The organism is Streptosporangium sp. LJ11, from assembly GCF_051918945.1.
GTDB lineage: Bacteria > Actinomycetota > Actinomycetes > Streptosporangiales > Streptosporangiaceae > Streptosporangium.
The window spans coordinates 187,865-208,300 of sequence record NZ_JBPXMB010000006.1 but is presented as its reverse complement, the minus strand read 5'-3'; the positions used below and the strand labels follow the sequence as shown (position 1 = coordinate 208,300).

Here is a 20,436-nt window from a genome sequence, read left to right as displayed (position 1 = left end):
CGTTAACCGATCCGTTCACCGCCGCGAAACCCGCTTCCGGCCACGCTGACGTTCATGATCAGAACCCTCTGCGCGGCTGTCCTGGTGACGGCCTGCTCCCTGCCCGCGCCCGCCCCGGTATTCGCGGCGGACCCGTCGCCCCGGCCGAAGCCCTCGTCCTCACCGGCCGCCCCGGACGGGGACTGCGCGCTCATCACGGCGCCGCCGCCGGAATCGGCGCCGCCGACCTCGGTGAACACGCTCCGGCAGGCGTACTTCTGCGTGCTGGACAACTACTACGGCGGCCCCGCCCTGGATTCGAGAGAGCTGCTGAAGAACGCCCTGGCCGCCTACACCCAGGATCTGATGCGGCGCGGCGCCGACCGGGCCGACCTCCAGCTGCCCGCGCTCACCGGCGGCCGCGACACCGACTGGGCCGCCTTCGCGAAGGTCCTGGGCACCGGTGACCCCACCGCGCTGCGCGCCGCGATCACCGGCATGGTCGCCGGGCTGCACGACAACCACGCCCGCTGGGAGAGGCCGTCCCCGCCTTCGGAGGGCGGTCCCGTCGGAACGGGCATCGTGGGCGCGTCCGCCGTCCGGGGCGGGGAACTCGACCCGGCGGCCCGGCCGCCGCTGTTCATCACCCGCGTCCTGCCCGGCAGCCCCGCCGCCAAGGCCGGCGTCAGGCCCGGCGACATCGTGCTCAAGGCCAACGGCATGCCGCCGTTCGTCGGGGAGAAGGTGAACCAGAGCTTCATCGAGGCCTTCGCCTCAGGCACGGTACGGATCACCCTCAAGCGCCCCACGACGGGACGGACCCGCACCATCGACCTCAAGGAGGGGCCGATCACCCGGCAGCCTCCGGCGGTGACGTCGAAGACACTTCCCGGCGACGTCGCGTACGTCCAGCTGCCCGGATTCTACGAGGGCGCCGCCGACCAGGTCATCGCCAAGCTGGGGGGCAAATCGAAGGCGGTGATCCTCGACCTGCGCGGCAACGGCGGCGGATCGCCTCGCGAGGTGACGCGGCTGCTCGGCGCGTTCGCGCACGGCAAGGTCACCAGCTACTTCTGCCCGCCCAAGGGCGAGTGCGTGCCCAACAGGACCGACGACAGCGTCCCGCTGCTCGGCCTGCGCCTGGTCGTCCTCACCGACCGCGGGTGCGCCTCGGCCTGCGAGGACTTCAGCGCGGCCGTCAGGGGCAACGGCCTGGGCACTCTCGTGGGGACCCGCACCGCCGGAGCCGTCTCCGGTCCCGCCGCCGCGTTCCTCCTCGACGACGGCAGCGTCCTGCTGCTGCCCAGGGTCCGGCACCTCGGCCCCGACCGCGAGATCATCGACACGATCGGCGTGCCGGTCGACCACCACGCTCCCCTGACCGCCCTCGACCTGGCCACCGGGCGCGACCCGGGCGTGTCCAAGGCGCTCTCGCTCCTGTAGTCCGGTGGTCCGCGGGCGCCCGCGCCCGCGGACCACCTCCACGGCGGTTCTCGCCGGGTCCGTTCCGCCGCCGACAGCGATGATCTTCAGAATGGGCGGCGACCCGGTCGCCCGGCCTGCCACCGCGCACCATCAAAACGGATATTGCCTACCATTTATACATGAATTAGGGTGATCCTAACGCGACACGCAGAACGGATCCGCTATGAGTATCGACCGCACGACCTCCCAGGCTCCCGGCCTGCCGGGGGCGCATGTGATCGCCGATGACGCGGAGGCGGTCGCCACGGCCCGCGCGCTGGCGGCAGAGTTCGCGCCCGGCGCCGCCGAACGCGACGCCGGGCGGCTGCTGCCCGCGGCGGAACTGGACCGGCTCTCCGCGAGCGGGCTGCTCGCGATCACCGTGCCGCGCGAGCACGGCGGCGCGGACGTGCGCGCGGAGACCCTCGCGGACGTGGTGCGCCTGCTGGCCGCCGCCGACCCGAACATCGCGCAGATCCCGCAGAGCCACTTCGTCTACGTCAACGTGCTCCGCCGCCAGGGCACCCCCGAGCAGCGGAAGTTCTTCTTCGGCGAGGTGCTCGCCGGAGCCAGGCTCGGCAACGCCCAGTCCGAGGCCGGCACCAAGCACGTGCAGGACTACCGCACGCGGCTGGTGCCCGACGGCGAGGACGGCTTCCTGCTGCGAGGGGTCAAGCACTACAGCACCGGCGCGCTGTTCGCGCACTGGATCCCGGTGCCGGCCCGGCGCGAGGACGAGACGCTGCACGTGGCGTACGTGCCCAGGGACGCCGACGGGCTGACGGTGATCGACGACTGGGCCGGGATGGGCCAGCGGACCACGGCCAGCGGCACCGTGCGCCTCGACGACGTGCGCGTGCCCGCCGACCGCGTGGTGCCGCACCACCTGACGTTCACCGGACCCCAGCTCCACGGCGCGGTGGCCCAGCTCCTGCACGCCGCGATCGACGTGGGCATCGCCGGCGGGACCCTGACGGAGGCGCTGGAGTTCGTCCGTACCAGGGCCAGGCCCTGGTTCGAGAGCGGGGTGGACAGCGCCGCGGAGGACCCGCTGATCATCCAGCGGGCGGGCGAGCTGGCGGTCAAGGTGCGGGCCGCGGAGGCGCTCCTCGCCGCGGCGGGCCGGGAGGTGGACGCCGCGGCGGCGGACCTGACGGAGGAGTCGGCGGCCGCCGCGTCCATCGCGGTGGCCACCGTGAAGGCGTACGTCGACCCGGTCGCGGTCGAGCTGGGCAGCGCGGTCTTCGAACTGGGCGGCACCCGCGCGAGCCTGGACGGGCTCAACCTCCACCGCCACTGGCGCAACGCCAGGACGCACACGCTGCACGACCCGGCTCGCTGGAAGATCCAGCACATCGGCCGCTACGTGCTCAACGGACGGCTCCCGCCCCGTCACGGCCTGCTCTAGCACCTCTCCGGCAAGACGGCGACCGACCACGACTACGGAAGTGCCATGACAAACCTGACGTTCCACTGGTTCCTCCCCACCTACGGCGACAGCCGCGACATCGTCGGCGGCGGCCACGGCCTGCCCCCGGGAGTGGCCGGCGGCGCCCGCCCGGCCACGCTGGCCTACCTGCGGCAGATCGTGCACGCCGCCGAGCAGCTCGGCTTCGTCGGCGCGCTGACGCCGACCGGCGCGTGGTGCGAGGACGCCTGGCTGACCACGGCCATGCTCACCGAGACCACCGAACGGCTGAAGTTCCTGGTCGCCTTCCGGCCCGGCCTGGTCACTCCGACCCTGGCCGCGCAGATGGGCGCCACCTTCCAGCGGCACTCGGGCGGGCGCCTGCTGCTCAACGTCGTCACCGGCGGCGAGAGCCACGAGCAGCGCGCGTACGGCGACTTCCTGGACAAGGACGCGCGATACGCACGGACCGACGAGTTCCTGCACATCGTGCGGGCCCTGTGGCGCGGCGAGAGCGTCGACTTCACCGGGGAGCACCTGCGGGTCGAGGACGCGAGGCTGAACCGGGTGCCCGACCCGGTGCCGGACATCTACTTCGGCGGATCCTCCCCGGCCGCCGGCCGGGTCGCGGCCCGGCACGTGGACGCGTATCTCACCTGGGGCGAGCCGCCCGCCGCGGTCGCCGAGAAGATCGCCTGGGTGAGCGGCCTGGCCGCGGCCGAGGGCCGCGCGCTGCGGCAGGGCATCCGGCTGCACGTGATCAACAGGGACACCTCCGACGAGGCGTGGGCGCAGGCCCGCAGGCTGCTCGACGGCATCGACCCGGCCACGATCGAGAAGGTGCAGGCGGGCCTGGCCCGCAGCGAGTCCGAGGGCCAGAAGCGGATGCTCGCCCTGCACGGCGGCAGCCGCGACGGGCTGGAGATCTCCCCCAACCTGTGGGCCGGGGTCGGGCTGGTCCGCGGCGGCGCGGGCACCGCGCTGGTCGGCAGCCACACCGAGGTGGCCGACCGGATCGAGGAGTACGCCCGCCTGGGCATCACCGAGTTCGTCATGTCCGGCCACCCGCACGTGGAGGAGGCGTACTGGTTCGGCGAGGGAGTGCTGCCGCTCCTGCGCGAGCGCGGGCTGTGGGAACACCCCGCCGCGGCGACCGCGCACGAACCGGCCTCGATCCCGTTCGCGTCCACCGGAACGAGCTGAGCGACGCTCCACCTTTCATCCGGGTGTTTCCGCAACCCTTGGAGGCCGCGCGGATGGCGGCGGGACGCCGGGAACGTCGGTCGTCGCCGATCTCCCGCACCCGCTCGGCCGTGCCGGACGGTCCGGCCGGGAACAGGCCCCGGCCGGCGCGCCGCCGGCCGGTCGACGTCCGAGAGGTCAGGCCGAGGCGCATGGCGTTTCAACGCCTTCGGGGGTGCCTTGAGGAGGTTCGCCCCGCGACGCGGATCAGGTGAGGTGTTCGAGGATCAGTGCGGTGATCTCCCCCGGCCGCTCCATGCTCGGCAGGTGCCCGGCCCACTCCAGGTGCACCGCCGTCACCGAGGCCAGCTCCCGGGCCAGACGGCGGGCCGTCATCTGGAAGTAGGGCAGGTCGTGGGCGCCGCTGACCACCAGCGTGGGCATGGTCACCCTGGACAGGTCGATCCTCCCCTCCAGCTGTGACGGCTCGGGGTCGGCGGCGAGCTGGACCTCGAAGGCGTGGCGCTGCATGGCCATCTGCCGGGCGCGGGTCTCCCCGTCGGCCTCGGGGCCGAGCCAGGTGCGGGCGTTGAGCTCGACGGCGGCCTCGACCTCCCCCGCCTCCAGCAGCCGGTCCTCCTCCTCGCCGAACGCGGCGAGGTCGGGGGTGGGCTCCAGCCCGCAGCCCGGATTGAGCAGCACCAGCCGGGAGACCAGCGCCGGATGGGCGGTGGCCACCTCCAGCGCGACCCGGCCCCCGTAGGAGGAGCCGACCAGCGCGGCTCTTTCCACCGCGAGCGCGGCGAGCAGGTCCGCCACGTCACCGGAGTCGGAGTAGGGGGTCTCGGAGGCGTACGGCGTGCGGCCGTGACCTCGCAGGTCTGGCCGGATCACCCGGAAGCGGGCGGTCAGCGCCTCCCACTGCGGGTCCCACATCCGCGAGTCGGCGGCACTGGAGTGCAGCAGCACCACCGGCTCGCCCACTCCCCCGTCGTCGTGGGCGAGCGTCATCGGACCACCGGAGAACGAGCATCGCCCGAGGTGAGAAGGGACATCCCGCCATCGTCGCGGCCGCCCCCGGGTGTCCGCAATCGATTAACCACGGACACGGCCCGCGCCACCGGGCCCGGGAGCACGCGAGACAGGCCGGTGTCAGCCGGAGCCCGGGCCCGTTCCGTACAGCGCGGCGAGGCCGGCGACGGTGGCGGCCATCTGCTCGCGCAGCTCGGGCGGCTCCAGCACCTCGATGTCGGCGCCCAGGCGCAGCAGCTGCCAGTGGGCGTGCCGGGTGGACTCGGTCGGCAGGCGCAGCACGACCCAGCCGTGCTCGTCGGGCGGCCCCGCCTCGGCGAGCGCGGCCTCGGCGACCTCGGCGCCCACCGTGTGGCCCAGCATCCCCTCGGTGCCTGGCGCCATCCGCACCACGGCCTCGCCGGTGTGCATCCGCTCGCGGAAGTCGGCGGCGTACTCCCGCCAGAAGACGGGCAGGTCGAAGTCGGCGGGACGCTCGAAGTGCCCCGGCGCGAGTTCGGCGCTCACGATCCGCGACACCCGGTAGGTGCGCGGCCCTCCCTCGCCGGCGACCGCCACCATGTACCACGCCCCGCCCTTGAGGACCAGCCCGTACGGGTGGGCCAGCCGCTCGACGTCGCGGGGGCCCCAGCGCCGGTAGGTCATCCGCAGCGGCCGCTGCTCCCACACCGCTTCGGAGACCTCCCCGAGGAAGGGGGCCGGGTCGGCGTCGCGGTACCAGCCGGGGACGTCCAGGTGGAAGCGCTCGCGCATCCGGGCGGCGTGGAAGCGCGGCTCGGGAGGAAGCGCGGCGAGCATCTTCAGCTCGGCGTTGGCCGCGACCTCGGCCAGCCCCAGGTCGGCGGCGGGACCGGGCAGCCCGGCCAGGAACAGCGAGGACGCCTCCGCGGCGGTCAGGCCGTTGAGCCGGGTGCGATAGCCGTCCAGCAGGCGGTATCCGCCGGCGGGGCCGCGGTCGGCGTAGACCGGCACCCCGGCCGACGACAGCGCCTCCACGTCGCGGTAGACCGTGCGGACGGAGACCTCCAGCTCCCCGGCCAGCTCGGTGGCCGTCATCCGCCCCCGGGTCTGCAGGAGCAGCAGGAGTGAGAGCAGCCGACTCGCGCGCATGACGGCCATTGTCCCGCACGTTTGCCAACCTCACACACCTCATGTTCAAATGAACATGTGGAGAGCAACAATCGTATTCGCGCGATCATGTCGGCGCTGCGGGCCAGCGACGCGGTCTCGGTCGCGGAGCTGGCGGTCGAGCACGCCGTGTCGGAGATGACCATCCGCCGCGACCTCGACGAGCTCGCCCAGCAGGGCGTGGTCAGGCGGGTCAGGGGCGGCGCGGTGAGCCTGCTGCTGCGCGGGGACGAGCCGCCCTTCGGGGTGCGCGAGCGCGAGGCCGTGGAGGCCAAGCGGCGGATCGCCGCCGAGGTCGCGGCCCTGCTCGCCGACGGGGAGGCCGTGCTGCTCGACAGCGGCACCACCTCCCTGGAGATCGCGCGCGTGATCCGCGACCGCCGCCTGACGGTCCTGCCGCTCTGCCTGCAGTCGGCCACCGAGCTCAGCGCGGCCTCCCGGATCCGCCTGGTGCTCCCCGGGGGCGAGGTCCGCCCCGGCGAGCTGAACTTCGCCGGCCCGCTGACCGAGAACGCCATCCGGTCCCTGCGCTTCGACACCGCGGTCATCGGCTGCTGCGGCCTGTCCGCCGAGCACGGCCTCACCGCCCACGACCTCTCCGAGGTCGCCGTCAAACAGGCGGCGATCGCCTCCGCCCGGCGCGTGATCGTGGCCACCGACTCCGGCAAGTTCACCCGCACCGCGTTCGGCGCGGTCTGCCCGCTGGACCGCCTCGACATGGTCGTCACCGACACGGCACTGCCCCCCGCCGAGCACGACGCCATGATCGCGGCAGGCGTCGTCGTCCGCACCGTCTGAGCCACACCACCTGGTTCGCGGCGTCCGAGCGCGGCGTCCGGCCGGAATCCGCCCGGCGGCCGTGCTGGACGCGCGGGGTTCGCCCGCCCTCCCTGATCCGCCCCTTCTGACTGGAGTCCTCCCCCATGCACGTCGTCCCCCTCGACCGGGCCGCGCTGCTACGCGGCCGGGTGGCGGTCTACCTGCTCTTCCTGCTCTCTGGCATGTCCATCGGCACCTGGACGGCACGCATCCCGTCGATCAAACAGGGGCTGGGGCTGAGCGAGGGCGAGCTCAGCCTCGGGCTGCTCGGCATCGCCGCCGGGGCGATCGCCGGCATGCAGGTGGTCGGCCGCCTGGTCGACCGCCACGGCAGCGTCAAGGTGATGCTGCCGATGGCCTTCGCCCAGGCCCTCGCGCTGACCCTGCCCGCCTTCGTGCCGAACCTGGCCGTCCTGGCCGTCGCGCTGTTCGTCTTCGGGGCGGTGCACGGCACGCTGGACGTGGCGATGAACGCCAACGCCGTCGAGATCGAGCAGGCCACCGGCCGTCCGATCATGTCGTCCTTCCACGCCGTGTTCAGCATCGGCGGCTTCCTCGGCGCCACCGCCGGAGGGCTGCTCGCCCAGGCCGGCCTCAGCCCGGGGGTGACGTTCACCGCGGTCGCCGTCGTGATCGTCGCGCTCGCGCTCTGGGCCGCCCGCTGGGCGCTGTCCCTGACCGCGCACGCCGCCCCCACCGGGACCGGGCCGGCGACCGGCGGGGGCGGCGGGGTGCTGCTGCTGGGCGTCCTGGCCTTCTGCTGCATGCTCGGCGAAGGGGCCGCGGCCGACTGGAGCTCGGTCTACCTGAGCGAGAGCCTCAACAGCTCCGACGGGTTCGCCGCCGCCGCCTACGCCGCCTTCTCGATCATGATGACCGCGGGCCGCCTCGCCGGCGACAGGCTGGCCACCCTGCTGGGGCCGGTCAACCTGGTGCGCGCGTGCGGGGCGCTGGCCGCCTGCGGGCTCGGCCTGGGCCTGCTCGCCGGCCACCAGATCGCCGCGGTGATCGGTTTCGGCTGTTTCGGGGCCGGCCTGTCCTGCATCGTCCCGCAGGTCTTCTCCGCGGCGGGCCGGCGTGACCCGGCCCGGGCCGGGAAGGCACTGGCCCGGGTGGCGAGCCTGGGCTACGTGGGATTCCTCAGCGGGCCCGTGCTGATCGGTGGCGCCGCCGAGCTGATCGGCCTGCCCCGCGCGCTGGCCATCCCCGCCCTGCTGGCCCTTTTTGTTGCCCTGGCGGCCAGGGCGCTCAGGACCTCGCCCTTTACAAAGTAGATCAATAAACCACGACCTCAGGGCAGCAGGAGGGAGACGGTGCTGTCCAGCTCCTGCTGCGCGGTGCTGCATCGGGCGTAACCGACCCGGGTCGGGCGAACCGAGGCCACCGGCACCACCGCGGCGTCGACCATCGGGCCCGCCTGCCACCGGCGGCCAGGTCCGCGCCCGGCCGGGGTACGGACCTCGAGCTCCGCGCGCAGCGAGGACACCAGCATGAAGCGGGGCGTGTGGTACTTCGGTGCGACCTTGCCGCCTCGGGTCCGGCAGGCGCTGCCCGCCGGCGCCTCGCACATGGGGCAGTCGAAGGCCTCGACGGCAGCAGCTGGATCGGCAGGCTCGCTCATGTCGCAGAACCTACTGGGACCACCATTTTGGCGAGAGGTTCCGAGAACGACGGTCAGCGACAAACAGGACGCGCGTCGCCGGTGTTCGTCGTCTCGCAGAACTGGTCATTTCTGCGAATCGCGCACTTTGCGATCCAAGGGATGGGCCGGGCATGAAGGTTGCCAAGACAGGTGGTGACCTTGGAGGCTCTCCTTACCGACGCGTGCGACCTTCCAGGAGTGCCCTGTGATCATCGAGGATCTGTCCGAGCCGGAACTCGCCCTCTGGGAGGCGTTTCCCACAGCGCGTCCTGTGGATCTTCCTGGCACCCCCGTTCGGGCTGCGATCATCGCAAGGATGTTGCTCGGCGCCCGGGAACGCCTTGCAGGGCAGACGCCCGGCGTGCACCTGTCCGGCGCCCGGATCGCGGGCCGACTGGACCTGTCGTACGCCGAGGTACAGCACCCTCTGATCTTGACCAAGTGCGAGTTCGAGGAAGCGCCGGTCTTCACCGGAGCCCGCACCGGCCTGGTGGACCTCGCGGCCTCCCGGGCACCCGGACTGCAGGCTGTAGACGCTGTGATCGGCGGGGCACTGCGCCTGGAAGGCTGCGAGATGGCCGGCCCGATCCAGCTCGCCGGGGCCCATGTGTCCGGGACACTGAATCTCAGCGGCGCAGCGATCCACGCACTTCAGGCTGTCCATGCCGACGGCCTGATCGTCGACCGTGATCTTCTGTGCGCGAACGCCGTCATCGACGGTGAGTTACGTGTTGTCGGCGCCAGGATCGGCGGGACGATGACCCTCGATGGCGCGCGGGTCGGGCGGTCAGGCGGCTTCAGCCTCACCGCCGAGGGGGTCGTCATCGACGGCGGGTTGTCGTGTGCCCGCGGTTTCCGCTCCTGGGGGGAGCTGAGCGTGCAGGACGCCCGGATAGGGCGCCGGTGCGTCTTCAGCGGAGCCCAGCTGTCCAACCCGGACGGCATCGCCCTGAACGCGGAGAGACTCAGCGTCGAGGGCGGGCTGCGCATCGATGACGGCTTCTCGGCCGAAGGTGAGGTCCTTCTGCGCGGAGCCCGCGTGGCCGGCTCGCTCCGTTTCGCGCAGGCGAGCCTCGCCAATCCGGGAAGACGCGCGCTGAACGCGCCGCTGATGGAGATCGGCAGCGGACTGCGACTCACCCCAGGTTTTGTGGCGAACGGAGAGGTCTTTCTGGACTCCACCCAGGTCCGCGGATCGGTCAACCTCGACGGCGGGACGTTGTCCAACCCGGGTGCGACGGCGCTTTCCCTGCGTCGGCTGGGGGTCACCGGCAGGCTCAGCTGCAGCGAAGGCTTCCGTGCCGACGGGGAGATCGTGCTCATCAACGCCCGGATCGAGGGCAGCTTGGAGTTTCACGGTGCCGCCCTCAGCAATCCCGGCGGGCGGGTTCTGTCCCTATGGGAGGTGATCGCGGGCGGGGGCATCGACTGCTGCGAAGGCTTCGCGGCCACGGGAGACGTCTCGATCAGGAACTCCCGGATCGCCGCCACACTGTGCCTTGCGGAGACCACCATCGACGGTGACCTTCACCTTCGTGGTGTGGAAGCGGCTTCGCTGAAGATCGGGCCCCAGACGGAACTGCTGCGGGCCGTCGACCTTCGCCACAGTCGGGTCGGCGTGCTCGATGACGCTCCCAGCCGGTGGCCTGCTCACGTCCTGATGAACGGCTTCACCTATGACGGCCTGGAGGCTCCCCTGCCTGTCCAGGAGCGACTTGACTGGCTGGCCAGGGAGGCCTACCAACCTCAACCCTATGAGCAGTTGGCCGCCGTCTACCGCCGGCAGGGTCACGATGAGGCTGCTCGGGACGTGCTGCTGGCCAAACAGCGTCGCCGCCGCACGGGGCGACGGCTCGGGGCGCGGCTGTGGGGATATGTGCAGGACTGGACCGTCGGGTACGGCTACCGACCCTTCCGCGCCGCGCTCTGGCTCGCAGCCCTTCTCCTTATCGGCACGGTCGTTTTCACCGCCCACCAGCCACCGGCCTTCAAGCCAGGCGAGGCTCCCCCCTTCAACGCCTTCCTCTACACCCTGGACCTGCTCCTCCCGATCATCAGCTTCGGACAAGAGACGGCCTTCGGCCCGCGCGGCGCACAACAGTGGCTCGCCGCCACGATGATCACTGCAGGGTGGACCCTCGCAACGACCATCCTGGCAGGCCTCACTCGCGCACTCTCGCGCCAATAACACGACCGGAAGCGGCCACCTTGGCGCCCTCTCAGCAGCCACTGACAGGGTGATCTACCTAGGAGCTGGGGCCACGGTCAGCAGAGCACCCCCGTCTCCATCGTCACCCAGAGTTACTTTGCCCCGGGTGACGCGGACCCGAGTGGGAGGCCTTCCACGAAGCGCTCCTCGAGGCTGGTGACCACGGTTACAGCAGTCATGGTTACCAACCCGGGGGAAGATCGCCCGGCGAGGTGCTCACCCGGTGGAGACGTACCCCCGGTGACACGGCTTGCAAGGTACATTGGAACGAGACCGTACGCCAAAAAATGATCTTTAGGGTGTGGGGGCCCTCCGGCGGCCGGACGAGGGGCCCGGGTCAGCTCGTGCCGCGTGGGACCAGTCGCAGCCTCAGCGCCACCTCGCGGGCGGTCCCGGGCCGGTCGAGTCGTTGGATGAGCAGTTCCATCGCGGCGTGCCCGGACTCCTCCAGGGGCTGGCGCACGGTGGTGAGATCAAGGGCGTCGGCCAGGTCGCTGTCGTCGAAGCCGACCACCGCCAGGTCGCCGGGGACGGCGAGGCCGAGGTCGTGGGCGGCCCTCAGAGTTCCGGCCGCGAGGGTGTCGTCGGCGGCGAAGACCGCGGACGGGCGGTCCGGTGCCGACAACAGCTTCCCGGCGGCGGCGCGGGCCGGCGCGACGCCGTGCGCGGTCAGCCGCACGTCGGCGTCGGCGAGGGGGTGGCCGGCCTCGGCCAGGGCCGCGCGGTAGCCCGCCAGCCGTCGCTGGGACGGCGAGACGTACAGCCCGGATCTCTGCGCCTCACCGAGGAAGCCGAATCGGCGGTGACCACGGCTGATCAGATGCTCGGCGACGAGCCGGCCGCCGGTGGCGTCGTCGGTGTGCACGGAGTCGAAGCGGGGATGGCGGACGTCCACCAGGACCGCGGGTAGCCGCAGGTCGGTCAGACGGTCGGCCACCGCCTCGTCGAGGGAGAGGCTGACGACGATGAGCCCGTCCAGGCGGCCGGTGACGGGCAGGCTGGCGAGTAACGGCGAGGAGCTCTGCGCGGCCGACTCCTGGTCGAACAGGACGACCTCCAGGGGCCGGTGGCCGACGGCTCGCAGGATGCCGTTCAGGCGCCGGGCGACGGACGGGTACGAGGTGAACGGCGCGATGACACCGACGCGCCCCACGCCGCGCCGCGCCTTGGCGACCGCGTCCTGCTTGGGGACGAAGCCGAGCGCGTCCGCCGCCGCGAGGACCTTGTGCCTGGTCGCCTGGCTGACCCGGGCCGGGGAGTTGAGGACCAGCGACACGGTGGAGATGCTGACGCCCGCCGCGGCGGCGACGTCGTAGATGGTCGTCCGTGTCGCCATGCGGCCCTCCTTCCGAAAGCGCGGTCTCGCCGCCGGCAGGAATCGTATCAAGCGCCCGAAGCTATCGAAGTGCTTCGATAGAAGTAGTTGACATTTTCGCGGACGATCACGTCTCATGGGGAGGGAACAGCCCTGCGTCCGGGCGGGAGAGGAACACCGGTCCGCGTCGCGGCGGGCGGGAGCGCGTCGGCGGGAGGGGAAGAGCATGAGCCGTTCGTACGTGGTGACGGGAGGGGGTCGCGGCATCGGCAGGGCGGTGGTCGAGCGCCTGCTCGGCGACGGCGGCGCCGTCGTCGCCGTCGAGCGCGACCCGGCGGCCCTGACCTGGCTGGACGGCCACCCCGCCGGCGCACGCCTGGCCGGTGTCGCCGGTGACGCGGCCGACGAGACCGTGGCGGAGCGGGCCGCCGAGCTCGCGCGGGCCGCGGGCCCCCTCTCCGGCTGGGTCAACAACGCCGCCGTGTTCCGGGACGCCTCCCTCCACTCCGCCACGACCGGACAGGTGCTGGATCTCATCGCGGCCAACCTGAACGCCGCCGTCGTCGGGTGCGCGACCGCGGTCCGCCGCTTCCTCGCGGCGGGAACCCCGGGCGCGATCGTCAACGTCTCCTCGCACCAGGCGCGGCAGGCGGTCCCCGGCTGCCTGCCGTACGTCACCGCCAAGGCGGCCGTCGAGGGGATGACCCGTGCGCTCGCGGTCGAGTACGGCCCGCGCGGCATCCGCGTCAACGCCGTGGCGCCGGGCTCGGTGGACACCGAGCGCTACGCGGAGTTCCTCGGCGCCCAGGGGCCTGCCGGCGCGGCCCGTATCGAGCGGGAGATGGCGCTGTCGCACCCGCTGGGCAGGGTGGCGCGGCCCCGGGAGGTCGCGGCCGTGATCGCCCACCTGCTCTCCGACGACGCCGGCTTCGTCACCGGCGCGACCGTGCCCGTCGACGGCGGGCGGTCGGTGCTCGCGCGCGATCCCGAGTCGTAGGAGGTCACAGCAGCGACAGGGCCCGGGCGGCGACCCCGGCCATGCCCAGGCGCTCGGCCAGGCGCAGCGCGCGGCGGAGCAGGCGGGCGGAATCCTCTTCGGAGCCTCCGAAGGCGTCTCCGAAGAGGACCCCCGAGGCGCCCGCGCCGTCCCGCAGGCGCAGCGCCCTGGCACGGTCGAGGTGGAGGTGCGCGATCAGCGGTGAGGCGGCGCCGGCGAGCGGGAGCGCCTCGTCGAAGCACCGCAGCGCCTCCTCGGCGTCCCCCTCGGCCAGCGCGAGCAGCCCGAGATAGCGGTCCGTCGGCCCCAGCAGGATCGTGGGCCACCCGGCGAGCGCGATCTGCCCCCGATGGGCCGACAACCGCTCTCGCACGAGGGCGCCGCACCGCGACAGCTCGGGATCGCCGTGGCCCGCCTCGATGAGGAGCGCGCACGACTCGGCCAGCAGGGCCAGCGTCGGAACCGACCACCCGTCGGGCGGCAGCGCGCCGAGATCGGAGGTCTCACGGAAGAACGCCCTCAGCCGGTCCCTCGCGTCCTCGTGCCCGCCGATCTCGCAGAGCGCCAGGATGAGCGCCGCGCGCCAGATCGGGAAGTACTCGTACTCCACCACCTGCCTGGCGAGCCCGGAGCCGAAGAGCTCTCCCAGCCTTCCCTGCTCACGCAGCAGCCAGTAGTGCTGCCCGATCAGGGTCTGCCGCAGGGTGTCGGCGGCCACTCCCCCGCTCTCGCCCTCCTTGCCGAGCTGCTCCCACTCGGCCAGGACGCGCTCCTCGGCGCGGCCGAACTCCCCGTGCCACACGTCCATCAGCGTGTCGAGGGTGGTCTGCAGCCAGGGGCCGAAGACCCGGTGGTTGCGCGCGACGTGCCTGCGGTGACCGGCCACGGTGGCGGCGGCCTCTCTTAGGCGGCCCAGCCTCAGCTGGTCGATCGTGAGGGCGACCATGGCCTCGCTGCGAAAGTGCGCGGACGCCGCCTGGATGCTCGCCTCCTGGAGCCGCTCGGCGATGCCCAGCAGCTCCTTCGGGTGCGCAAAGTCGTACAGGCCCCATCTGCACTCGTTCAGCACCTCGCAGCGGATGAGCGGCCCGGCCCCGGACTCCTCCAGCTCGCGCAGCGTCGCGCGGGCCAGCTCCACCCCGGGCCGCAGGCCGGCGTACGTGGGGTCGAGGCTGTCGCTGACCGCCATCGTCAGCTTGTGGGCGAGATGCGCCCGCAGCTGCAGCCGCAGCGGGACCGCCTCCTCGCCGGTGTCGTCGCGGAGCGCCTCCAGGCTGTCGCTCAGCACGTGCAGCAGCTGCCGGTCGGCCTGTCCGGGATCCGACCAGCGGCGCGCCAGCCTGATGGCCGCCACCGCCGCGAGCCTCGGCAGGCTCTCGCCGTCGCGGTGGGCCCGCAGGTACAGGCGCTCGGCCTCCTCCAGGTCGCCGGCGTCGGTGCGCGCGTCCCCCAGCGTGATCAGCAGGCCGGTCCGGGTCTCGGTGTCGCACCGCAGCTCCAGCCCGGCCAGCGCCCACGTGATCGCCCCCTCGGTGGCGAAGCCGCGCTGCTGCGCCCGCGCGGCGCCCAGGCAGGCCGCGGCGACACGTTCCCGGGCCAGCCCGCTTCCCGAGGAGCGGGCGTGTTCGGCGACGCGCACCGGCAGCGCCGGGTCGATCCAGCCGTCCCCGGTCGTCCGCGCCATCCGCTCGTCCAGGCTTTCGAACGCCCGGCGGTGCAGCTCCATGGCGAGTGCCGGATGGCGCCTCAGCTCCTGGAGCAGGCTCTCCCTGGCCGTGTCGTGACCGAAGCGCAGTCCCTGGTGGTCGACGACCGTTCCGGCCGTCACGGCCACCGCGCGCCTGCGGTTCGCCTCCCGGGTGTCGAGTTCCAGCATGCCCGCGACGAGATCGGGGTCGATCTCCCTGCCCAGGGCGGTGACGGCCGCCGCGGCGAGCCAGCGGAACATCGGGCTGGAGGCGGTGTCGTGCCGGGGGCGGTCGCGGGGGAGGTCACCGGCCTCGGTGATCCGGCACAGGTCCAGCGGCAGCCCCCCGGTCTCGTCCACGGCCCTGCAGGTCTCGGCGCGCGTCGGTTCGCGGCCCCACGCCGCGCCCAGCCACTCCGCCACCTCCGCGGCCCCCAGCCGGGACAGGGCCAGCACGTCCATCCGTCCCCGCCGGCGCGACGGCTCGGAGCGGTCGGTGAGCACGAAGCCGACGGGGGCCTCCCCGAGGGCCTCCCGCACGTTGTGCAGCAGTTCCTCGGCGTCGGAGCGGAGCAGGTGGGCGTCGTCGAAGGCGACCAGGAGACCGGCGCCGGCGGTCAGGCGCAGCAGGGAGACCAGGAGGGCGACCAGCCGCCGCGGATCGCGTTCGTGGCCGGGCCCGCCGAGCGAGACGAACAGGCCCGCCGACATCAGGCCCTCCAGCGTCTCGCGCTCCTCGGCGCCGAGCGGGACGGCCGGGGCGGCCAGGTCGCGCCGCAGGTCCTCCCAGAGGGTCCCGACCAGCACCCGCCACGGCTGCAGGTCGCCGAACTCCTGGCACGGGACGGTCACCATGCGCATCCTCGGGGGCAGGAGCACGGCCAGCTCCTCCACCAGCCTGGTCTTGCCGACTCCGGGGACGCCGCAGACGGCCAGGGCCACCGGCTCGCCGCGTTCGAGCCGCCCGGCCAGCGCGGAGAGCCGGAGGACCTCGTCCCTGCGGCCGATCAGGGACCGCGGGCCACCGTGACCGTAGGCGTGCCCGCGGGCGGCGGGGGGCGGCGACGGCGGGCGGCCGAGGCCGTGCCCGCGCAGGGCCAGCAGGTCCCGCGCCCGGCTCACCGCGTCGTCCCCCGGGGAGATCGCGCGGCGCCGCTCGATCAGCTCCCTCGCGGTGACCGCTCCCTCGTCGCGCAGGGTGATGAGGAAGCGCAGCAGCCACAGCGGGCCGCTGTCCTCCTGCCCTTCGGCGGCGACCTCGCCGGTGAGGAACGCCGCGTCGCCCAGCAGGTCGAGCCGGATGGCGACGCGGGCGACGAGCCTGATCAGCTCCCGGCGCCGCTCCCGCAGCCGGGCGTGGTAGCTCTCGCAGACCCTGGGCGGGATCCACCCGCCCGCCAGCGACGCGAACGGGTCGCCGGACCACTCCCCGAGGGCCTCCCGCAACGTCCGCAGGGACGCGGCGAGGTCGCCCCTCTCCAGCAGCGTCCGCCCGTCGCGCAGGTACGCCTCGAACCTCCGCGTGTCGACGGTGGCGGCGAGGCGGCCCGGGGCGTCCTCGACCAGCTCGTAGACGTGCGAGCGCCTGGCCCGCGGGATGTCCAGCCCGCTGCCGCGCAGTAGCCCGCGCAGCCGCGAGACCGGCGGCGCCACCTCCACGTGCCTGTCCGCGGAGGGCTCCGACAGCCCGGCGGCCAGGGCGGCCGGGGAGATCGGGCCGCGGGCGGAGACCAGCATCGCCAGCGTCTTCGCCAGCTGCGGGTTGATCTTCTGCGGCACCCCGTCGATCACGATGTCCACCGCGCCGAACAACCTGATCTCGAAGCTCGCCACGTCCACCGCCCGGGGGGATCGATTCGTGTTTTCCGGCGACGGCTCCGGCTGCAAGGTCGTCGCAAGGTCGTCCGCCCCATCGTGGACAGGAGCGTGAAAAGCAGCTCGAAGCGCTCGACAACGATGTCACAGGAGATGACCGCATGGCCAAGATCGATGATTTTTCCATCGGCCCGCCGGGCGACGGCCCGCGGAGAAAGGCCGGAGAGAATGGCCGGCGCGGAAGAAGTGCCGAATTAGATAAACCACTAAGTGTGGCAATAATGGGACAAACGGGAGTAGGTAAGACTTCGCTGCTGAATTGCCTGTTCGGCACCGATCTCGCCGTCGGTCACGTCCGGCCGGTCACCCGGAGACCGGAGCCGGTCTCGGTACCCGGCGCCTCGGGCCACATGCTGACCTTCTGGGACATGCCGGGAATCGGGGAGTCCGCCGCCGCCGACGAGACCTACCTGGCCATGTACCTGGAGAGGCTGGTCCAGTGCGACGTCGTCATCTGGGCCTTCCACGCCGACAGCCGCTCCACCGCCTACGACGAGCAGTGCCTGAGCGGGCTGCTCGACGGTGTCGCGATCGAGACGCGGCGGCTCGTCATGAGCAAGCTGACCTTCCTCCTCACCAAGGCGGACACCCTGACCCCGCCCCCGTGGATCTTCGACATGCGCGGGGAGCGAGGCACCTTCGCCCCGGGCGGGGCACTCCTGCGACGCCTGGAGGAAAAGGCCGCCTACTACGAGAGCGTCTTTCTCGAACCCCGCGCGGACATCCTCCTCACGAGCACCTACGGCACCGGGGAGTTCACCGTCTCCGACGAAAGGCTCGGCTTCGACCGGCGCGGTGTCCACTATCGCGGCTATTTCTCGCAGCGGGTGTGCGACGCCTACTCGGCGCGTTATCCGGCACACCGGGAGGTTTTCTCCCGCCTGCGCGACAACCATCGCGTGCTGCCCTGCTCGGCGCTGTTCAGGTTCAATCTCACGCGGCTGATGACCGGCGTCGTGAACAGGCTCGGCCCGACGGCCGTCTTCCGCTTCCGGCGCCTTCTCCAGGACGTCGACGAGCTCTCCGCCGTGCCGGTGGCCACGGCGCGCACGTACGGCAACATGATGATCTGGGACGGCGAGCGCGGCGCCAAGGCGTTCGACCTCACCGAGATCCCGCTGTCGGCTTCTCCGCCGTGAACGACCGAGCTTGCGGCTCCTCGCCGTCGATGGCTTCGAGGATCCGGTCCGCGTCAGGCTCGGCGGCAATTCGACGAGCGTCGCCCCTGGAGTGCCCCGGCGGGTGATCCGCGCCCCGCGCGCCGGTGAGATCGACCGAGCGGTGCGGCGGAGTTCTGCCGGCACGCTGTGCTGCGTCTCAGGGAGATTCCTTCCGGGTGTTACTCCCCTCCACCGACTCCGTCGCGCGGCCCTGAGCGTACATCGCCACCGGCTGTGCTGATCATCTGTGCCCGGCGTAGCACGTCGATCTGAGCGCGGTTGTAGAGGGCTTCGAGGGCACGGCCGAGGGCGGTTCGGGCAGCTCGGACCTGCCGCGGCGCGGAGGCCTTGAGCTCCAACGTGACCGAGTGATCGGTGGTCGCGCCGTCGATGAACGGTGCGATCTGCTCGGCGAGGGCCTGCCTCGTGGTGTCGTCGGCGTCCTCGGGGAGGTCGCGGAACTCCTCGTCGAGTGCGAGGTTGGGGCGTGCCTCGAGGGTCCGCCGTACGGCGTCCATCGACTCGTCCGAGAACAGTTGGGCGTAGATCGTGAGGAGGGCGCGATCGTTGTCGCGCAGGTGCTCCGCAACGCCGCTGAACCCGGTCGGCACGTCCGCTGACGCGCCCGGCTCGGACAGCGTGGCCAGTGCCTGCCGGATCTTCTGGAGTCGCTCCACCGTCGCCTCGAGCTCGGCGTCGACGGTCCGGAAGATCGAGGCTTGACCGTCGGCGTCCGTTCCCATCGCGGCCACCTGTGCGAGCGGCACGCCCAGCCCGGTCAGTCGCCTGATCTGCAGCAGCCGCGTCAGGTGGTGGACCTCGTACCGCTTGTAGCCATTGGGTTCGCGGTCAGGCTCGTCGAGCAGGCCGATCTCGTGGTAGTAGCGCACCGTCTTCACCGTGGTCTCCGCGAGCTCGGCTATCTCACGAGTGCTCCAGGTCATGGGTTGCCCGCCTCCTCATGCGGTTCCGCGGGTCCGGCGACGCCGCTCGCGCAGCCAGACCAGGACGACCATGCCGACGTTGACGGCGGCGAGGATCAGCAGGGACGCGTCGCCGGTGTCGGTGGATCGGTCGAGAGGGAACGCCTCGCCGTCCGCCATCAGTGTATTGACGGTCGTCGCCACGACGTTGTTGGCGACGTGGAACGCGACCGGCGCCTCGACGCCCCTGCTGATGATCGCCATCAGCCCGGTGCAGACGCCGAACACGACGTAGTAGCCGAACAGCCAGGGGTCGGTCGACCCGTGGACCACGGCAAAGGCCAGGCTGGAGACCACGAGCCCGACGACCAGCGCCGGGCGAACCGCACGCACCCAGGATGCGGCGGCGGGCAGCACGGCGCTTCGGAACATCAGCTCCTCCCCGGCGGCCTGTATCGGAGTGGTCAGGAGGGTGATCACCAGCATGGCGATCGTCGTGGCGCTCACGCCGAAGGCGGTCCAGCCCGGAGCGTCGGGGGCGACCAGGGCCACGACGCCGATCCCGGCGCCCAGCAGCGGCGCCGCGCCGAGAAGGTACTGCGTCAAGCGGCGCGCGTCGAACGCTCGCGGTGAGCTGATCAGGCTGCGCCACGGCACCTTCGCCGTCCACGCCAGGAGCCCGATCGCCAGCGCACCGGCCGCGCCCACGCTGACGTTGACGGCCAGGAACTTCAACGGCGTGAAGGTGGCCGCCATCGGGTCGCCGCTGCCCTCGACGATGCCGACGATCTGGTAGAGCAGGATCTGCAGGACCACCATCACCAGCGGCGGCACGATGATGACCACGAGCGGCTTCCACCAGCTCATGCGGAGGTGCGCGCCGAACGGCCGGGAGTCGTCGACGGCCGGCCGGGAGCGCTCCTGCATCAAGGGGCCCGGGTTGCTCGAGGCCACGGGGTTCGGGCGACTCGTCGCGTCTCGGAGATCGTCGGGTCCTGGCACATCCATCGGGAAGGGTTTCCTCTCGGGGTCGAATCGGTTGCCGCGCTCATGAGCGAACACCATGCCCTGGGGGCACACTCAAGTCGCCCGGACGTCGCAGGTCCCCGCTACTCGCACCTGGTGTGACCGCTTCAGTCGATGACCGCGGTGACTTCGGCCTCGATGAGGATGCCGGGCTCGAAAAGCACGTCCACTCCGATCAGCGCGGCCGGTGGCGTGGCGATGTCGAACTCGCGGGCCGCCTGTTCGACGCCCGCGTTGAAGGTGTCGTACATCTCTCTCTTCCAGCCTGCGGCGTACCACGTGACGCGGACGACGTCGTGGAACGTCGCTCCGGCCGCGTCCAGCGCTTTGGCGACGTTGCGGTAGACCTGGGTGACCTGCCCGGCGAGGTCGCCCGGTGCCACGAGTTCGCCGTTCTCGTCCCAGGCGACCTGTCCCGCGATGTGAACCTGCCTGCTCCCCCTCGCCACCGCGACGTGGTGGTAGAGCGGGACCTGGACATGCCTGTCGGGGTTGATGAGCGAAACAGTCACGAGATCTCCTGATCGGTTATGTGATCGAGGCGCCGGAGGGGCGCCCGTGCTCTCTTGCGGTTACTCGGAAACCATAGG

16 protein-coding genes are annotated in these 20,436 nt (G+C 72.1%); 8 read left to right on the top strand and 8 right to left on the bottom strand.

Annotated elements, in window-relative coordinates; all coding sequences use genetic code 11:
• The first annotated feature begins 54 nt into the window (after positions 1-54).
• From ACTOQ3_RS11590 to ACTOQ3_RS11580, 3 genes are all read left to right on the top strand, one after another.
• Positions 55-1,422, top strand: a complete 1,368-nt coding sequence (locus ACTOQ3_RS11590) for a S41 family peptidase (protein WP_440083356.1) — start codon at positions 55-57, stop codon at positions 1,420-1,422.
• A gap of 205 nt (positions 1,423-1,627) precedes the next feature.
• Positions 1,628-2,851, top strand: coding sequence for an SfnB family sulfur acquisition oxidoreductase (locus ACTOQ3_RS11585; protein WP_440083355.1), 1,224 nt, complete (start codon positions 1,628-1,630; stop codon positions 2,849-2,851).
• A gap of 45 nt (positions 2,852-2,896) precedes the next feature.
• Positions 2,897-4,054: an LLM class flavin-dependent oxidoreductase gene (locus ACTOQ3_RS11580; protein ID WP_440083354.1), complete on the top strand. Its 1,158-nt coding sequence runs from the start codon at positions 2,897-2,899 to the stop codon at positions 4,052-4,054.
• A gap of 246 nt (positions 4,055-4,300) precedes the next feature.
• On the opposite strand, the gene ACTOQ3_RS11575 is transcribed toward ACTOQ3_RS11580, so the two are convergent.
• Positions 4,301-5,044, bottom strand: a complete 744-nt coding sequence (locus ACTOQ3_RS11575) for an alpha/beta fold hydrolase (protein WP_440083353.1) — start codon at positions 5,042-5,044, stop codon at positions 4,301-4,303.
• A gap of 141 nt (positions 5,045-5,185) precedes the next feature.
• Positions 5,186-6,175 carry a helix-turn-helix transcriptional regulator gene (locus ACTOQ3_RS11570; protein WP_440083352.1) on the bottom strand — a complete coding sequence of 330 codons (990 nt, stop codon included), beginning with the start codon at positions 6,173-6,175 and terminating at the stop codon, positions 5,186-5,188.
• A 57-nt stretch (positions 6,176-6,232) separates the two neighbouring features.
• Here ACTOQ3_RS11570 and ACTOQ3_RS11565 point away from each other — a divergent pair, with 57 nt between their 5' ends.
• Together ACTOQ3_RS11565 and ACTOQ3_RS11560 are read left to right on the top strand one after the other, a co-directional pair.
• A complete protein-coding gene (locus ACTOQ3_RS11565) occupies positions 6,233-6,991 on the top strand; it encodes a DeoR/GlpR family DNA-binding transcription regulator (RefSeq protein WP_440083351.1) in 759 nt (252 codons plus the stop codon).
• Positions 6,992-7,116: 125 nt separating this feature from the next.
• The gene (locus tag ACTOQ3_RS11560) at positions 7,117-8,286 is read left to right on the top strand and encodes an MFS transporter (RefSeq protein WP_440083350.1); all 1,170 of its coding nucleotides are present in this window, start codon (positions 7,117-7,119) and stop codon (positions 8,284-8,286) included.
• Positions 8,287-8,303: 17 nt separating this feature from the next.
• Here the strand turns inward: ACTOQ3_RS11560 and ACTOQ3_RS11555 are convergent, their stop codons facing one another.
• Positions 8,304-8,633: a zinc finger domain-containing protein gene (locus ACTOQ3_RS11555; protein ID WP_440083348.1), complete on the bottom strand. Its 330-nt coding sequence runs from the start codon at positions 8,631-8,633 to the stop codon at positions 8,304-8,306.
• A 226-nt stretch (positions 8,634-8,859) separates the two neighbouring features.
• Between ACTOQ3_RS11555 and ACTOQ3_RS11550 the strand changes: the two genes are divergently transcribed.
• Entirely contained in the window at positions 8,860-10,842 is a 1,983-nt protein-coding gene (locus ACTOQ3_RS11550) for a hypothetical protein (protein WP_440083347.1), read from the top strand.
• Positions 10,843-11,200: 358 nt separating this feature from the next.
• On the opposite strand, the gene ACTOQ3_RS11545 is transcribed toward ACTOQ3_RS11550, so the two are convergent.
• On the bottom strand, positions 11,201-12,199 hold the full coding sequence (locus ACTOQ3_RS11545) for a LacI family DNA-binding transcriptional regulator (RefSeq protein WP_440083346.1): 999 nt from the start codon (positions 12,197-12,199) through the stop codon (positions 11,201-11,203).
• Positions 12,200-12,404: 205 nt separating this feature from the next.
• Between ACTOQ3_RS11545 and ACTOQ3_RS11540 the strand changes: the two genes are divergently transcribed.
• Positions 12,405-13,175, top strand: coding sequence for an SDR family NAD(P)-dependent oxidoreductase (locus tag ACTOQ3_RS11540; RefSeq protein ID WP_440083345.1), 771 nt, complete (start codon positions 12,405-12,407; stop codon positions 13,173-13,175).
• A 4-nt stretch (positions 13,176-13,179) separates the two neighbouring features.
• On the opposite strand, the gene ACTOQ3_RS11535 is transcribed toward ACTOQ3_RS11540, so the two are convergent.
• Positions 13,180-16,701 carry an AAA family ATPase gene (locus ACTOQ3_RS11535; protein ID WP_440083344.1) on the bottom strand — a complete coding sequence of 1,174 codons (3,522 nt, stop codon included), beginning with the start codon at positions 16,699-16,701 and terminating at the stop codon, positions 13,180-13,182.
• Positions 16,702-16,838: 137 nt separating this feature from the next.
• Here ACTOQ3_RS11535 and ACTOQ3_RS11530 point away from each other — a divergent pair, with 137 nt between their 5' ends.
• Positions 16,839-17,876: a GTPase family protein gene (locus tag ACTOQ3_RS11530; RefSeq protein ID WP_440083343.1), complete on the top strand. Its 1,038-nt coding sequence runs from the start codon at positions 16,839-16,841 to the stop codon at positions 17,874-17,876.
• Between the two features lie 200 nt (positions 17,877-18,076).
• On the opposite strand, the gene ACTOQ3_RS11525 is transcribed toward ACTOQ3_RS11530, so the two are convergent.
• The 3 genes from ACTOQ3_RS11525 to ACTOQ3_RS11515 form a co-directional block, all read right to left on the bottom strand.
• Positions 18,077-18,841 (bottom strand): helix-turn-helix domain-containing protein, encoded by a 765-nt coding sequence (locus tag ACTOQ3_RS11525; protein WP_440083342.1) that lies wholly within the window; start codon positions 18,839-18,841, stop codon positions 18,077-18,079.
• Positions 18,842-18,856: 15 nt separating this feature from the next.
• Positions 18,857-19,747 carry a lysostaphin resistance A-like protein gene (locus ACTOQ3_RS11520; protein ID WP_440083492.1) on the bottom strand — a complete coding sequence of 297 codons (891 nt, stop codon included), beginning with the start codon at positions 19,745-19,747 and terminating at the stop codon, positions 18,857-18,859.
• 206 nt (positions 19,748-19,953) lie between these two features.
• Entirely contained in the window at positions 19,954-20,358 is a 405-nt protein-coding gene (locus tag ACTOQ3_RS11515) for a RidA family protein (RefSeq protein WP_440083341.1), read from the bottom strand.
• Positions 20,359-20,436 lie beyond the last annotated feature (78 nt).